General features: G+C 66.6%; 12 protein-coding genes. 7 read left to right on the top strand and 5 right to left on the bottom strand.

The window, feature by feature from the left end:
• Positions 1-8: 8 nt before the first annotated feature.
• Both EV687_RS00960 and EV687_RS00955 read right to left on the bottom strand, forming a co-directional pair.
• Complete coding sequence (locus tag EV687_RS00960) at positions 9-1,241, bottom strand: YeeE/YedE family protein (protein ID WP_122226018.1); 1,233 nt, start codon at positions 1,239-1,241, stop codon at positions 9-11.
• Between the two features lie 300 nt (positions 1,242-1,541).
• Positions 1,542-2,483, bottom strand: a complete 942-nt coding sequence (locus EV687_RS00955; RefSeq protein WP_122226017.1) for a sulfurtransferase — start codon at positions 2,481-2,483, stop codon at positions 1,542-1,544.
• 264 nt (positions 2,484-2,747) lie between these two features.
• Here EV687_RS00955 and EV687_RS00950 point away from each other — a divergent pair, with 264 nt between their 5' ends.
• From EV687_RS00950 to EV687_RS00925, 6 genes are all read left to right on the top strand, one after another.
• Positions 2,748-3,161, top strand: a complete 414-nt coding sequence (locus EV687_RS00950; RefSeq protein WP_122226016.1) for a DoxX family protein — start codon at positions 2,748-2,750, stop codon at positions 3,159-3,161.
• Between the two features lie 127 nt (positions 3,162-3,288).
• Positions 3,289-4,134: a DODA-type extradiol aromatic ring-opening family dioxygenase gene (locus EV687_RS00945; protein ID WP_122226015.1), complete on the top strand. Its 846-nt coding sequence runs from the start codon at positions 3,289-3,291 to the stop codon at positions 4,132-4,134.
• Entirely contained in the window at positions 4,131-4,793 is a 663-nt protein-coding gene (locus EV687_RS00940) for an alpha/beta hydrolase (protein ID WP_122226014.1), read from the top strand. The genes EV687_RS00945 and EV687_RS00940 overlap by 4 nt, the downstream gene beginning before the upstream one ends.
• A 105-nt stretch (positions 4,794-4,898) precedes the next feature.
• Positions 4,899-7,505, top strand: a complete 2,607-nt coding sequence (locus EV687_RS00935; protein ID WP_122226013.1) for a heavy metal translocating P-type ATPase — start codon at positions 4,899-4,901, stop codon at positions 7,503-7,505.
• A 236-nt stretch (positions 7,506-7,741) separates the two neighbouring features.
• Positions 7,742-9,358, top strand: a complete 1,617-nt coding sequence (locus EV687_RS00930; protein ID WP_122227073.1) for an OpgD/OpgG family glucan biosynthesis protein — start codon at positions 7,742-7,744, stop codon at positions 9,356-9,358.
• Between the two features lie 13 nt (positions 9,359-9,371).
• A complete protein-coding gene (locus tag EV687_RS00925) occupies positions 9,372-9,983 on the top strand; it encodes a DNA-3-methyladenine glycosylase I (protein ID WP_122226012.1) in 612 nt (203 codons plus the stop codon).
• Between the two features lie 144 nt (positions 9,984-10,127).
• On the opposite strand, the gene argG is transcribed toward EV687_RS00925, so the two are convergent.
• The 3 genes from argG to ppnP all read right to left on the bottom strand — a co-directional run bounded on the left by argG (position 10,128) and on the right by ppnP (position 13,266).
• Positions 10,128-11,474: an argininosuccinate synthase gene (gene argG / locus EV687_RS00920; protein WP_122226011.1), complete on the bottom strand. Its 1,347-nt coding sequence runs from the start codon at positions 11,472-11,474 to the stop codon at positions 10,128-10,130.
• 123 nt (positions 11,475-11,597) lie between these two features.
• A complete protein-coding gene (locus EV687_RS00915) occupies positions 11,598-12,944 on the bottom strand; it encodes a cryptochrome/photolyase family protein (protein WP_122226010.1) in 1,347 nt (448 codons plus the stop codon).
• 4 nt (positions 12,945-12,948) lie between these two features.
• Positions 12,949-13,266, bottom strand: coding sequence for a pyrimidine/purine nucleoside phosphorylase (gene ppnP, locus EV687_RS00910; RefSeq protein WP_122226009.1), 318 nt, complete (start codon positions 13,264-13,266; stop codon positions 12,949-12,951).
• Between the two features lie 359 nt (positions 13,267-13,625).
• On the opposite strand from ppnP, the gene katG reads away from it, so the two are divergent.
• Positions 13,626-15,821: a catalase/peroxidase HPI gene (gene katG, locus EV687_RS00905; protein ID WP_122226008.1), complete on the top strand. Its 2,196-nt coding sequence runs from the start codon at positions 13,626-13,628 to the stop codon at positions 15,819-15,821.
• Positions 15,822-15,917: the final 96 nt, after the last annotated feature.

Here is a 15,917-nt window from a genome sequence, read left to right as displayed (position 1 = left end):
CCCGGGACTCAGGCGGCCGGCCGCAGCACCAGCCGCTTGATGCGCAAGCCGCCCCAGATGGCCAGGAACATCGCCGCGCCGAATACCCAGCCCGACAAGGCCCCGGCCTGGCTGCCAGAAAGCAGTGTGCCCACCGTGCAGCCCAACCCCACCATGGCGCCCCAACCCAGCAACACACCTCCCGAAAGGCCTCGCAGCACATCGCGCCAGCCGGGCAGGCGCAGCACGAACTGCCGGCTCATGAAGGCCGCGAAGAACGCTCCGCCGACAATGCCCGATAGCAGCACCGCATTGGGCGTCAGAAACGTCGATTGCGGCGTGGTGGCGCAGCCGGCAAAGCCGTCCAGCCCATGCATGGTGGCCGGAATCCAGCCTTGCGCGTCGGCCCATTGGCGCGCGGCCGAGCCCAGCGTGGCCGTCACGCCCAGTGGCCGCATGCGCACAATGGCAAAGGCGCCGACCAGGCCGACGATCAGGCCGCCCGTCCAGTAGCTCCAGCGGCCCTGCCACAGCCGTTGCCAGACTTGGCCGAGGCTGGGCACGCCGGCGCCAGCCACGTCACCGCTTGCCCCCACCCCTGCCTGCCCGGCGCCTTGATTGCCCCCCTGCTTGGCCAGGTAAGCCGCGCTGCCAAAACCGCGCCACAACCAGGCCGCCAGCGCAGCCAGCACGGCCAGTTGCAGCAACAAGGCCCCCCCATAGCCCAGGTGCGCGGGCAGCCACACCACCGGTGCATCGGCAATCGTCAGGCTGTAGAGGCCATTCCAGCTCTTGAAGCCGAGGATGAAGCCCAGCGCCGTGCCCAGCAGGGCGAATGGCGAGGCCGCGGAACCTTCCGACAGGCGGTACCAGTGCGCGCTGATGCAGGAGCCGGAAATCACCATGCCCAGCCCGAAGGCCACACCGGCCAGCACCAGTGCCCAGCTCACCGGACCAATGTGCATGTCCGGCGGCAGGCGGCCCGGTGCCGGCACGGCAATCCATCCGCCCAGCACCACCGTGTAGCCCACCAGGCCGATGGCCATCGCCAGGATGATGGCCAGCAGGCCGCGCGGATCACGGTCCTCGAACCAGTCGCGCGCATGGCAATAAAAGCAGAAGCGGCTGCGCTGCAGCGCCACCCCCAGCACCAGACCGCAGGCCAGCGCAAACACCAGCGTGTTGCCGCCGCCTTGCGCCTGCAGCCAGGCACCCCAGGCCAGCAGGCCGGCCAGCACCAGCACGGATGCCACTTTTTGCATGAAACAACTCCTGTTCTGAAATTCTCGTGGTGCCGGGACAGGCCCCGTATGCCTGCGCCCTGCGTCCGTACCGACTCCGCTCTTATAACCGGTTCATCCAGGCAAAAAAACGCCCACCGTAGTGGGCGCAAGTACACCTTGCTCAAAGGATCGACATGAAAGCGCTGCTCATCCTGGCCTGCGGCGGAGTATCAAAGGCTGCCCTGCCCCGACCACCAGGATGCCGAATCTGTATTCAATGACTGCGTGTGTGCACGCCCGGATCTTCGTGGCCTTGACGGCCGGCTTGCGGGCCGGTGCTTACTTGGCCGCCCAGACCGTGCCGCTCGGATTGTCGATCGGCACGCCGACGGCATTGCCGTATTCGGTCCAGGAGCCGTCATAGTTCTTCACTTCGTAGCCGAGGATCTTGCGCAGCGCGAACCAGGTATGGCTGGAACGCTCGCCAATGCGGCAGTAAGTGATGATGGGCTTGGAGCCATCGAGACCAACCGCGCCATAGACCTTCTTGAGGTCTTCCGCGGACTTGAAGGTGCCATCCGGATTGACGGCCTGTCCCCAAGGCACGTTGACGGCCGTCGGGATGTGGCCGGCACGGATCGCCAGTTCCGGCACGCCCGAGGGCGCGAAGATCTTGCCGCTGTACTCGTCGGCCGAACGGATGTCGACCAGCTTGGCGTCGGATTGGCCTTCGGCCACCGCCAGCGCATCGCTCAGGCGGGCGCGCAGATTGGTGTTGACGCTGCTGACCGTGTAGCTGGTGCTGCCGTATTCGGGCACGCGGTTGTTGAGCGGGCGGCTCTCGGCCTCCCACTTGACGCGGCCGCCATCGAGCAGCTTGACGTTCTGCACGTTGTAGATGTCGAACACCCAGGCGCCCCAGGCCGCGAACCAGTTGTTGGTGTCACCGTACAGCACCACGGTGGTGTCGTCACCCACGCCGGCCTGCGAAAGCAGCTTCTCGAAGTCCTGCTTGCTCACGATGTCGCGGCGGGTCCGGTCGTTCAGGTCGGTGTGCCAGGAGAAATTGACCGCGCCGGGGATGTGCCCACGCTCGTAGACGCCGGGGTTGACGCTGACCTCGATGACGCGCACCTTGTCGCTATCCAGGTTTTCAGCAAGCCATTCGGTGGAGACCAACGGTCCCTCGGGCACGGCCGATGCGGCATGCGCCAGACCGGCGACGGCCAGGGTGCTGCTCAGGGCCGAGATGCGCAGCCAGGATTGAAGGTTTGCGTGCATGGGTAGTTTCCTTTCGTTGGGCTTGATCGATACGTGAAGGCAAATGTATTGAAAAACACATAAAGCAATAACAAATAAATACTTATTTATATATGGCGAACCGGGCATGAAGGCATGCCTGGCAGGCATGTGCGGTGATCGCCGAGCCATCTATTTCGATAATCGAAACAAACCGTCAACGCCAGCGCTGTTTGAATGCGAGAGATAACGCAATACATTGAAGACATCGACACTTTCCTTTTGCTTCTTGAATCGAGCATTGCCATGACCACATCCTCCCCAAACACTCTCTCGTCTTTAGCCCCCTATGGCGCCACCTTGCTGCGCGTGACGCTGGGCGTGCTGTTCCTGGTGCATGGGCTGACCAAGCTGCTGGTCTTCACGCCGGCGGGCACCGCCAGCTACTTCCAGTCGCTGGGGCTGCCACCGCTGCTGGCCTATGTGACGATCGCGCTGGAGTTGATCCTGGCTGCCGCGCTGATCCTGGGCATCTACGCACGCTGGGTCGGCCTGATCGGCATCCCGCTGCTGCTGGGCACCATCGTCACCGTGCATGGCGCCAACGGCTTCGGCTTCTCGAACCAGGGCGGCGGCTGGGAATACCCGGCGGTCTGGGCGCTGGCGCTGCTGGTGCAGTTCCTGCTTGGCGATGGCCGCTTCGCGCTGCGTTCGCGCTGAGCCGAGGTTTGCCGCCGGCCGGCACCGCAAGCTGCCGCAAGGTTCAGATGCGAAAAAGCGCGCAGAGAAAGTCCCTGCATCGTGCGGCCACCGGCCCGCACAGGCAAGAAAAGAAGAGGAGTTCATCATGTCCAACGACAAGCGCCTGCCATCCCTTTACATCTCGCACGGCTCGCCCATGACGGCGCTGCAGCCAGGGCAGGTCGGCGAACGGCTGGCCGAGCTGGCTGCCGCACTGCCGCGCCCGCGCGCCATCGTGGTGGCCTCGGCCCATTGGCTGACGCGCGAGGCGCGGGTCGGCGGTGCCGCGCAGCCAGACACCATCCATGATTTCGGTGGATTTCCTCGCGCCTTGTTCGAAATCCAGTACCCCGCCCCGGGCGCACCGGAGCTGGCGGAGCGCATCGCCGGGCTGCTTGGCAACGCCGGTCTGGCCGCCCGCGTCGACCCGCAAGCAGGGTTGGATCACGGCGTCTGGGTACCACTGCGCCTGCTCTATCCTGCCGCCGACATCCCGGTCGTCCCGCTGGCCATCCAGCCCCGCCTGGGGCCGCTGCACCAGTATGAACTGGGCTGCGCCCTGGCGCCGCTGCGCAATGAAGGCGTGCTGCTGATCGGCTCGGGCAGCATCACCCACAACCTGCATGACTGGAGCCGTGGCTACAGCCCGCAGCAGGAAGCCCCCTATGTACGGCCTTTCACCGAATGGATGGAGCAGCAACTGCTGAAAAGCAATCTCCCGGCGTTGCTGGACTATCGCCGCCAAGCGCCTTTTGCCGAGCGTGCCCATCCGAGCGACGAGCACCTGCAGCCGCTGTACTTCGCCATGGGTGCTGCCGGCGATGCGCAACTGGGTGCCAGCCGCATCGAGGCCGGCGTCGACATGGGCTTCCTGGCGATGGACATCTACCGCTTCGACGGCGCGCTCGGCCCGCAACCACAGCCGCAGCCGCAACTGCAGGAGGCCGCATGAACGCCCAAGGCACCGACATGTCCATCCAGCATGCCATCGAAAGGTCCGCACAAGGCTCGCCACGCGGCTTGCTGGTATTGCTCCATGGCGTGGGCGCCAACGAACGCAGCCTGGCCACATTGGCCGCCGCACAGGCGCCGGACCTCACCGTGCTGCTGCCACGCGGGCCGCTGACACTCGGCCCCGGTGCCCATGCCTGGTTCCAGGTGGCGTTCGGCCCGCGAGGGCCGGTCATCAACCCGCAGCAGGCCGAAGCCAGCCGCGTGGCCCTGATCGACTTCATCGCCGCAGCGCAGCAGCGCCTGGGAATGGCGCCTGCGCAAACACTGGTGGCCGGCTTCAGCCAGGGCGGCATCATGAGCGCCAGCGTGGCACTGACAGACCCGCAGCTGGTGGCCGGGTTCGGCCTGCTCAGCGGCCGCATCCTGCCGGAGATCGCACCGCTGGTGCCTGCCGACCTGGCCAAACGCCCGCCGCAGGCGCTGGTGATGCATGGCCGGCAGGACTCCAAGCTGCCATTCACCCATGCCGAGGAATCCACGGCCTTGCTGCAAAAGCTGGGGGTGCCCTGTACCCTGCGCGCCTACGATGAAGACCACGGACTGAACGCGCAGATGGTGCATGACTTCGGCGCGTGGGTGGCGCAGACACTCCGCTGAGAGCCGGCCCCTCCAAGTGCCCCGGTGCATCACGAGGACACCACCATGGCAGCAGCGATGGTCCGGCAGTGCTAAGGTGTCGCCGATCCATAAGGAGTTGCACACATGGCTTCCGAACAACCTGCGCATGGCGCACATGAACCCCATGAAGCGCACGAGGTGAATGACGCACATGCGGCGCATGGCACGCCAACCGATGCCCCTCAAAACAGCGCCGCACACGCGCCGGCTGCCGGCCCCGGCGGGCAAAAAGTGAAGGACCCGGTGTGCGGGATGCTGCTCGACCCGGCCACGGCCCGCCACCAGCTGCAGCATGACGGTGCCACCTGGTATTTCTGCTCACCGGCTTGCCAGGCCAGGTTCGCGGCCGATCCCGCTCGCTACATGGGAATGGCCACGGGAGCGGACACCGCCGAGGCACACCCGCACAAGTCCGACCAGGCCAGCCATGCCGCGCACTGCCATGCGCACAGTGGCGCACAACCCTCCGCAACGCCACACGCTCCCGAGCATGGGCAGCACGCGAGCCATCACCACGGAGCAGCGCATGTGCCCTCCCCCGCGTCGGCCCTGCCAGCGGCGGCGCAAGTGCCGGCCGGCACGGTCTGGACCTGCCCGATGCACCCCGAAATCCGCCAAAGCGGCCCCGGCCATTGCCCGATCTGCGGCATGGCGCTCGAACCCGTGATGGCCAGCGCCGAAGCCGGCCCCAGCCCGGAGCTGGCCGACATGACGCGACGCTTCTGGATCGGCCTGGCCCTGGCGCTGCCGGTGTTCGTGCTGGAGATGGGCGGCCATCTCTTGCCGGCGCTGCACCACATGGTGCCGCACGCCGTCTCGGTCTGGCTGCAGCTGATCCTGGCGACACCGGTGGTGCTGTGGGCCGGCTGGCCGTTCTTCGAGCGCGCCTGGGCCTCGCTGCGGCACCGCAGCCTCAACATGTTCACGCTGATCGCCATGGGCACCGGCGTGGCCTGGAGCTACAGCATGGTTGCCGCGCTGGCGCCCGGCCTGTTCCCGCAGGCCTTCCGCGCCGCCGACGGCTCGGTGGCGGTGTACTTCGAGGCGGCGGCGGTCATCACCGTGCTGGTGCTGCTCGGGCAGGTGCTGGAGTTGCGCGCGCGCGAGCGCACCTCGGGTGCGATCCGGGCGCTGCTGGACCTGGCGCCGCGCACCGCGCGCCGCCTCGCCGCCGATGGCAGCGAAACCGACGTGCCGGTTGATGCCGTGCAAGTTGGCGACCGCCTGCGCGTGCGCCCGGGCGAGACCGTGCCGGTCGACGGCACCGTCGAATCCGGCCGTTCCACATTGGACGAATCGATGCTGACCGGCGAATCCATGCCGGTAGCACGCGGCGCCGGCGCCCGCGTGATCGGCGGCACGCTCAACCAGAGCGGCGCCCTCGTCATCCGCGCCGTGCAGATCGGCAAGAACAGCATGCTCGCGCGCATCGTGCAGATGGTCGCCGATGCGCAGCGCTCGCGCGCGCCCATCCAACGCATGGCTGACCAGGTGTCGGGCTGGTTCGTGCCGGCCATCATCGGCGTGGCCGTGCTGGCCTTCATCGCCTGGGGCGTCTGGGGCCCTGCACCGCGCCTGGCGCACGCACTGGTCGCGGCCGTCTCGGTGCTCATCATCGCCTGCCCCTGCGCACTGGGGCTGGCCACGCCAATGTCCATCATGGTGGGCGTCGGCAAAGGCGCCGGTGCCGGCGTGCTCATCAAGAACGCCGAGGCGCTCGAACGCATGGAAAAAGTGGACACGCTGGTGGTGGACAAAACCGGCACCCTTACCGAGGGCAAGCCCAGCGTCACCGGCGTCGTCCCCGCGTCCGGCTTTGCCGGGGACGAACTGCTGCGGCTCGCCGCCGCCGTCGAAAGGGCGTCCGAACATCCGCTGGCGCAGGCCATCGTGCAGGCCGGCGCACAGCGTCAGCTCGCCGCAGAGCCAGTGACCGACTTCGATTCACCCACCGGCAAGGGCGTGCTGGGCACCGTCGAAGGCCGGCGCATCGTGCTGGGCAACGCGGCCTTCCTGGCCGAGCATGGCATCGACACGACCGCGCTGGCGCCGCAAGCCGACGTGCTGCGCCAGGATGGCGCCACCGCCATCTACATCGGCATCGACGGACAGGCCGGCGGCATCTTCGCGATGGCCGATCCCATCAAGCCGAGCGCGGCGGCCGCGCTGCAGGCGCTGCATGCCCAGGGCCTGCGCATCGTCATGCTCACCGGCGACAACGGCACCACCGCCGCTGCGGTGGCGCGGCGCCTGGGCATCGACGAGGTGGAGGCCGACGTGCTGCCCGAACGCAAAAGCGAAGTCGTGCAGCGCCTCAAGGCCGAAGGCCGCGTCGTGGCCATGGCCGGCGATGGCGTCAACGACGCGCCGGCGCTCGCCGCCGCCGACGTCGGCATCGCCATGGGCACCGGCACCGACGTGGCCATCGAGAGCGCCGGCATCACGCTGCTGAAGGGCGATCTGGGTGGCATCGTGCGGGCGCGCCGGCTCTCGCAAGCCACCATGCGCAACATCCGGCAGAATCTGGTCTTCGCCTTCGTCTACAACCTGGCAGGCGTGCCCATTGCAGCTGGCGTGCTCTACCCGGCTTATGGCATCCTGCTCTCGCCGGTCTTCGCGGCCGCAGCCATGTCGCTCTCGTCGGTCAGCGTCATCGGCAATGCGCTGCGGCTGCGGGCGATGCGCATCTGAACCTGCCTGAATTTTCATCACGGAACCGTCACACAGAGGGCCATCCCTGGTTCACCGACAACTTGTCCACAGCTTTTTCCACCGCGATTGTGGATGAACCGCGAACACCGCCGGCCATCACACGGCATGACCCAGCATCACACCCGAGGCAGATCGTCAGCAGGTTCTTACATCGCACCCGCCCGGTTCGTGCTGAAATCGAGGCTCCGCACAGAAGCAAAGGTATGCAAAACACCATGAATCGACTGACCCGTCGCGAAATCCTGCAATCGGCCGCCGGCCTGGCCGTGCTGGCCACCGCCCCCATCGGGGCCAGCCGCGCCGCCCGGCCCGCCGGACCTGCGGCCGGCGAAGGCCAGCCCTTCTCGTTCAAGCAACTGGTCGAGCGCGCCCGCCATGCCGCCGGCCAGCCCTATGTGTCACCGCGTCGCCCGGCCCCCGAGGTGGTGCAGCGCATCAACTACGAGGAGCATGGCAAGCTGCGCTTCAAGACCGATCAAGCCCCCTTTGCCGAACTCGGCCAGGGCGGCGCCTATCCGGTGACCTTCTTCCACCTGGGCGAATTCTTCCCCAAGACCGTCAAGATGCACCTGGTGCAAGGCGGCGTGGCGCGCGAGTTCGCCTACAGTCCCGACCTCTTCGAGATGCCGGCCGACAGCCCGGCGCACGGGCTGCCGCGCGACTCGGGTTTTGCCGGCTTTCGCCTACAGGAATGGAACGGCGCCTCGGACTGGCGCACGCAGGACTGGGTAGCCTTTCTCGGCGCCTCCTACTTTCGCACCATCGGCGCCGCGGGCCAGTACGGGCTTTCGGCGCGCGGCGTGGTCATCAACGCGGCCGTGCCCGACGTGCCCGAGGAATTCCCGGACTTCACCGAGTTCTATATCGAGGAGCAGCCCGATCCGCGCGAGCCGGTCATCATCCATGCCCTGCTCGACGGCCCCAGCATCACCGGCGCCTACCGCTTCGCGCTCACGCGCGGGCTCGACCGCAGCCAGGGCGTGACCATGGAGGTGCAGTCGCAGCTGTTCCTGCGCCAGGACGTGGCACGGCTGGGCCTGATGCCGTTGACCTCGATGTTCTGGTACGGCGAATACGGCCGCGAGCGCATCAACGACTGGCGCCCGGAGGTGCACGATTCGGACGGTCTGGCACTGTGGAACGGTGCTGGCGAGCGCATCTGGCGGCCTCTGAACAACCCGCCCTTCACCACCATCTCGGCCTTCCAGGACGACAACCCGCAGGGCTTCGGACTGCTGCAGCGCGACCGCAATTTCGACCATTACCAGGATGGCGTGATGTATGACCGGCGCCCAAGCCTCTGGGTCGAGCCGCTGGCGCCGCTGGGCAAGGGCCAGGTGCAACTGCTGGAGATTCCCACCGACGACGAGATCCACGACAACATCGGTGCCTTCTGGGTGCCCGAGGGCGCGGCCAGGGCTGGCAGCCACTATCAGCTGCATTACCGCCTGCACTGGCAGAACCTGGAGCCCTACCCGGCCGAGAACATCGCGCAGACCATCGCCACCCGCGTCGGCCGGGGCGGCGAGCCGGGCAAGCCGCGCCCGGCCGACGAGTACAAGTTCGTCGTCGAATTCGACCGCCCCAGCGTGATGCGGCAGATTCCCTATGGCGTCTTCCCCGAAGTGGTGGTCAGCGCCTCGAGCGGCCGGGTCATCCGCGCTTTTGCCGAGCCGGTGCCGGGAGGCAATGTCTGGCGCGCCACCTTCGACCTGGCGGTGGCACCCGACCAGATCGCCGAGCTGCGCATGTACCTGGCGCTCGACGGCAAGCCGCTCACCGAGACCTGGCTCTACCAGTTCGACCGCCGCAACATCGTGCCGCAGGGCTGAGCATGGCCGCCGCATGGCCCGAGCACGGCGGCGACACCGCAGCCCTGCCGCGTTGCCGCTGGCCCAGGCTGATCCGCTGATGCAGGCCTACCACGACACCGAATGGGGCGTGCCGGTGCATGACGCGCGCCTGCTCTGGGAGACGCTGATGCTCGAAGGCTTCCAGGCCGGCCTGTCGTGGCAAATCATCCTGCGCAAGCGCGAGGCGTTCCGGCGGGCCTTCTGCCAGTTCGATCCCGTGCAGATTGCCGCCTTCGGGCCAACCGATGTGGCGCGGCTCATGGACGATCCGGGCATCGTGCGTGCCCGCGCCAAGATCGAGGCCACCATTCTCGGCGCGCGAATCTACCTGGCCATGCTGGCACGCGGCGAGGATTTCGCGCACTACTGCTGGTCATTCACGCATGGACAGTCCATCGTCGGCACTGCGGGCCAGCCCTCGACACCGCTCTGCGCGCGGGTTTCCAGAGACCTCAAGCGCCGTGGCTTCAAATTCGTGGGCCCCACCATCGTCCATGCCTGGTTACAAGCGGTGGGCATCGCCAATGACCATGAGGTCCACTGCTTCCGCCACGCCGCAATGCGCGATGGCCCCGCGACAAGCCATCCGCGCCTGCCGGCATGACCCCCGGCGAGCGGCCTGACAAGCAGCAAGAAGCCGCCTTCGTCGATTGGCCGAAGACGGCTTTCTTCATGGCGTGCCTGCCACCGGCCCACTCGGCCAGCCCCGGTGCGGCCGATGGACCGGCATCACGACGCCGGTGTCGCGTCAGGCCTTCCCTCCGTCGCTGCCCAGCAGCGGCACGCCGCCATCGGTGCTGTTGGTCAGCAGGCCGGTGCGGGTGTAGATGCCGAGCTTGGCGCGGGTGTCGACGATGTCGAGGTTGCGCATGGTCAGCTGGCCGATGCGATCGGCCGGACTGAACGGCGCGTCCTCCACCTTCTCCATCGACAGGCGCTCGGGCGCATAGGTCAGGTTGGGCGATTCGGTATTGAGCAGCGAGTAATCGTTGCCGCGGCGCAGTTCCAGCGTCACTTCACCGGTGATGGCACGCGCCACCCAGCGCTCGGCCGTCTCGCGCAGCATGATGGCCTGCGGATCGAACCAGCGGCCCTGGTAGAGCAGGCGGCCGAGCCTGAGACCGCTCACGCGGTACTGCTCGATGGTGTCCTCGTTGTGGATGCCGGTCACCAGACGCTCGTAGGCGATGTGCAGCAGCGCCATGCCCGGGGCCTCGTAGATGCCGCGGCTCTTGGCCTCGATGATGCGGTTCTCGATCTGGTCGCTCATGCCCAGGCCGTGGCGTCCGCCGATGCGGTTGGCCTCCAGCAGCAGCTCGACGCTGTCGCTGAAAGTGCGGCCATTGAGGGCGACTGGCACGCCCTCCTCGAAGCGGATGGTGACTTCCTCGGCCTTGACGTCGACCTCCGGCTTCCAGAATGCCACGCCCATGATGGGCTGCACGATGCGAATGCCGGAATTGAGGAATTCCAGGTCCTTGGCCTCGTGGGTGGCACCCAGCAGGTTGCTGTCGGTGCTGTAGGCCTTCTCGGTGGACATCTTGTAGTCGAAGCCGTTGGCGATGAGGAATTCGCTCATCTCCTTGCGTCCGCCCAGTTCGTCGATGAAGGTCTGGTCCAGCCAGGGCTTGTAGATTTTGAGGGCCGGGTTGGTGAGCAGGCCGTAGCGGTAGAAGCGCTCGATGTCGTTGCCCTTGAAGGTCGATCCATCGCCCCAGATGTTGACGTTGTCCTCCTTCATCGCGGCCACCAGCATCGTGCCGGTGACGGCGCGCCCCAGCGGCGTGGTGTTGAAGTAGGTCACGCCGGCCGTGCTGATGTGGAAAGCGCCGGCCTGGATGGCGGCAATGCCTTCGTGCACGAGTTGCTTTCGGCAGTCGATCAGGCGGGCCTGTTCGGCGCCGTAGGCCAGCGCCTTCTTGGGAATGGCCTCGTAGTCGGATTCGTCCGGCTGGCCCAGGTTGGCGGTGTAGGCATAGGGGAAGGCGCCCTTTTGCTTCATCCACAGCAGCGCGGCGCTGGTGTCGAGCCCGCCGGAGAAGGCGATGCCGACTTTCTGGCCGGCGGGAATGGATTGCAGGATGGTGTTGGACATGACGGAACGTGAATCAGGTGCGGAAACGGATCGAACGAGAATTCCGAAGAACTCTTGACAGGAACAGCTGCAGCAACGGCCTGGCATGCCATTGCTCAGGCACAGTGCTCGCAGGCACTGTCCTCAATCGGCTGATTCTAAGGCTTTCCGATACGCATCAAGGCAGCGCTGGCGCGCCGCGGCATGCTCGACCATGGGCGACGGATAGGCGCTGCTGCCCCACTCCGGCACCCAATGGCGGATGTAGCGGCCATCCCGGTCGAACTTGCCCGCCTGCAGCTCGGGGTTGAAGACGCGGAAGTACGGCGCCGCATCGGCACCGCAACCGGCCGCCCACTGCCAGTTGCCGACATTGGCGGACTGGTCGTAGTCGAGCAGTTGCGCGGCGAAATACGCCTCGCCCCAGCGCCAGTCGATCAGCAGGTGCTTGCACAGAAAGCTGGCGACCACCATGCGCACGCGGTTGTGCATGAAGCCGGTGGCATTGAGCTCCCGCATGCCGGCATCGACCAGCGGATAGCCGGTCGTGCCAACCTTCCAGCGCTCGAACTCCGACACATCGTTGCGCCAGGCAATGGCGTCGTAGGCCGGCTTGAAGGCTTTGTCCACGGTTTGCGGGTAATGCCACAGCAGCATCTGGAAGAACTCGCGCCAGATCAGTTCGTTCAGAAACGTCTCGCTCAAGCCCCGCGCCGTCTGCACCAATGCGCGAATGCTGCCGGTGCCAAAACGCAGGTGCACGCCCAGCTGCGAGGTACCGGCCGCGGCCGGGAAATCCCGCTCGGCCTGGTAGGCTCGCAAAAGCTTCGCCGGCACGCTGGGCGGCGCATACACCAGTCCGGTGGGCTCGAAGCCCAGCGCGGCCAGCTCCGGCAGGCCCCCGCCGGCTGGCGCGGCGAAGTCGGCCGGATCGGCTGGCGCCAGGTTCGCCAGATGCTGCTCACTCGGCCAGGGCTGCAGATGGGAGGCATCGAGCCGGCTCTTCCATTTGCGGCTGTAGGGCGTGAACACGGTGTAGGGCTGGCCATCGTCCTTGACGACCTCGCGCTGCGCGAAGACCACCTGATCCTTGCTACCGTGCCAGGCAACGCCTCGCGCGGCCAGCAGGCGCTGCACGCGGGCATCGCGCGCCACGGCGACGGGCTCGTAGTCCTCGTTGGCATACACCGCGCTGACGGCAAAGTCCTGCAGGATGCGGCCAAAGGCCTCCTCTGCCGTGCCGACGTAGACGCGCAGCGCACTGCCATGCCGGCGCAGGGCGGCATCGAGCTGCCGCAGCGCCTGGTGGATGAAATCGACGCGGCGGTCGGCCCGGCTGCGCAGCGCACCGAGGATGTCGGTGTCGAAGATGAACACCGGCTGCACCCGTGCATGCTCATTCAGCGCATGCCAGAGGCCGGCGTTATCGTGCAGGCGGAGGTCGCGGCGCAGCCAGAAGATTGCAGTCGGCGCGCCGCCAGCGGCAGTCACCGCCTCAGCCGTAGTGGCAGATGTAGTGGAATACCTCGGCGACACGGATGTTGAAGCGCGAATCGCCGGCAATGCTGAAAGACTGTCCCGGTTCGCAACGCAGCCAGGCGCCTCCCTCCTCCAGCCGGTACTCGCAGGCGCCACCCACGCACTCCATGCGCTCGGGCGCAGCCGTGCCGAACGTCAACTCGGCCGGGAACACCACACCTACCGATTTGCGCTGACCGTCGGCGGTGCGCAGATCATGGCTGACGCATTTGCCGTCGAAATAGATGTTGGCCTTGGTGGTCACGGAAGCCACGGGGAGTGTGTCGGTGGTCATGGTGCAATGAGAAGCTGCAAGTGGAGAAGAAGGCTGCGCGCATTGTAGGCGTGCCATAGGCCGGCAGGGACAAACGGATACCGGGCCGTGCAGCACGCGATCCACACGTCACCATCGCCTCGCTATCATCCATTTAGGAAAAACCAATCGAAAAATCGTATTTAATGCCAAAAAACTATATAAACTATCTCCCATGGCAGATCGATTGATACCCGCTATCAGTCGCCCAGCCAGTCCAGTGAGAGGGTCCCGACCGTCAATCCCGACTGACTGCCTCTGCCATCGGCAAGACCTACCATGTAAGCGCCCTGCGATGAATCTCCAAGCAATTCCTTCGCACCATTGAAAGGAGCCCCACGATGACTTCCGAATCCACCCCCCAACAAGGCAAATGCCCGTTCTCCGGCGCCGCCAAGAACATCGCCGGCGGCGGAACCACCAACAAGGATTGGTGGCCCAAGCAGTTGCGCGTCGACCTGCTCAGCCAGCACTCGGAAAAATCCAACCCTCTCGGTGAAAAGTTCGATTACCGCGAGGAATTCAAGAAGCTCGACTATGCCGCCCTCAAGGCCGACCTGAAGGCCCTGCTGACCGACTCCCAGGACTGGTGGCCGGCCGATTGGGGCCATTACGGCGGCCTCTTCATCCGCATGGCCTGGCACAGCGCCGGCACTTACCGCATCGGCGATGGCCGTGGTGGCGCCGGCCGCGGCCAACAGCGCTTTGCGCCACTGAACTCGTGGCCGGACAACGTCAGCCTCGACAAGTCACGCCGCCTGCTGTGGCCGCTCAAGCAGAAATACGGGCAGAAGATCTCCTGGGCCGACCTGATGATCCTGGCCGGCAACGTGGCCTTGGAAAACAGCGGCTTCCGCACCTTCGGCTTCGCAGCCGGCCGCGAGGACACCTGGGAGCCCGACAACGACGTCAACTGGGGCGACGAGAAGGAATGGCTGGCGCATCGCGAATCGCAGGCGCTGGAAGGCAGCAACCTGGCTGCCAGCGAACTGGGCCTGATCTACGTGAACCCCGAAGGCCCGCAGGCCAGCGGCGACCCGCGTTCGGCCGCGCCGTTCATCCGCGCCACCTTCGGCAACATGGCCATGGACGACGAGGAGATCGTGGCCCTGATCGCCGGCGGCCACACCCTGGGCAAAACCCACGGCGCCGGCCCGGCCACCGCCGTCGGCCCCGACCCGGAAGCCGCGCCGCTTGAACAGCAGGGCCTGGGCTGGTCCAGCAGCTACGGCAGCGGCAAGGGTGGCGACGCCATCACCTCGGGGCTGGAGGTGGTCTGGAGCCAGACGCCCACGCAGTGGAGCAACAACTTCTTCGAGAACCTGTTCAAGTTCGAATGGGAGCAGGAACGCTCGCCCGCTGGCGCCATCCAATGGGTGGCCAAGGACGCACCCGAGATCATTCCCGATCCCTTCGACCCGTCGAAGAAGCGCCGTCCGACCATGCTGACCACCGACCTGACGCTGCGCTTCGACCCTGAATTCGAGAAGATATCGCGCCGCTTCCTCAACGACCCGCAGGCGTTCTCCGAGGCCTTTGCCCGCGCCTGGTTCAAGCTGACCCACCGCGACCTCGGTCCGAAGGCCCGCTACCTCGGCCCGGAGGTGCCCAAGGAAGACCTGATCTGGCAGGATCCGATCCCACCTGTCGACCACCCGCTGGTGGACGCGGCCGACATCGCCGGGCTCAAGGAGCAGGTGCTGGCCTCGGGCCTGTCCGTTGCCGAGCTGGTTGGCACCGCCTGGGCTTCTGCCTCCACTTTCCGCGGCGGCGACAAGCGCGGCGGCGCCAATGGCGCTCGCATCCGCCTGGCTCCGCAAAAGGACTGGGACGTCAACCGGCCCGCACAGCTGGCCCGGGTGCTGGGCACGCTCGAAGGTATCCAGGCGGCATTCAATGCCTCGGCCACCGGCGGCAAGCGGATTTCGCTGGCCGACCTGATCGTGCTGGCGGGCAATACCGGCATCGAGGCGGCCGCCCGTGCCGCGGGTCGCACGGTGACCGTGCCATTTGCACCGGGCCGCGGGGACGCCACCCAGGCGCAGACCGATGTGGACTCCTTCGCGGCACTCGAGCCCGCCGCCGATGGCTTCCGCAACTGGGCCAGGGATACCGCCGCCGCCGATGCCGAGCACCGGCTGATCGACAAGGCCCAGCAGCTGACGCTGACAGCCCCCGAACTCACGGTGCTCATTGGCGGCCTGCGCGCCATCAACATCAACGCCGACGGCTCCAACCGTGGCGTCCTCACCGGCACGCCCGGGGCGCTGACCCGCGACTTCTTCGCCAACCTGCTCGACATGGGCACGGAGTGGAAGCCAGCCGCCGAAGGCCGGGGCGTGTACGAGGGCCATGCACGCAGCAGCGGCGACCTGAAGTGGACGGCCACCCGCGCCGACCTGGTGTTCGGCTCCAATTCGGTGCTGCGCGCCCTGGCCGAGGTCTATGCCAGTGCCGATGCCACGCAGAAGTTCTACGACGACTTCGTGGCGGCCTGGACCAAGGTGATGAACCTCGACCGCTTCGACCTGGCCTGATCCGCTGCGCAACGGGCAGGCTGGCCGCCTGCCGTCAATGCCAAAGCAGAAGCAGCCACTGACCCGCACAGGTCAGTGGCTGCTTTTTCATCCGGG

It is taken from the genome of Corticibacter populi (assembly GCF_004217315.1).
Lineage (GTDB): Bacteria > Pseudomonadota > Gammaproteobacteria > Burkholderiales > Burkholderiaceae_C > Lampropedia > Lampropedia populi.
This window is presented reverse-complemented; position numbering and strand designations above follow the sequence as displayed.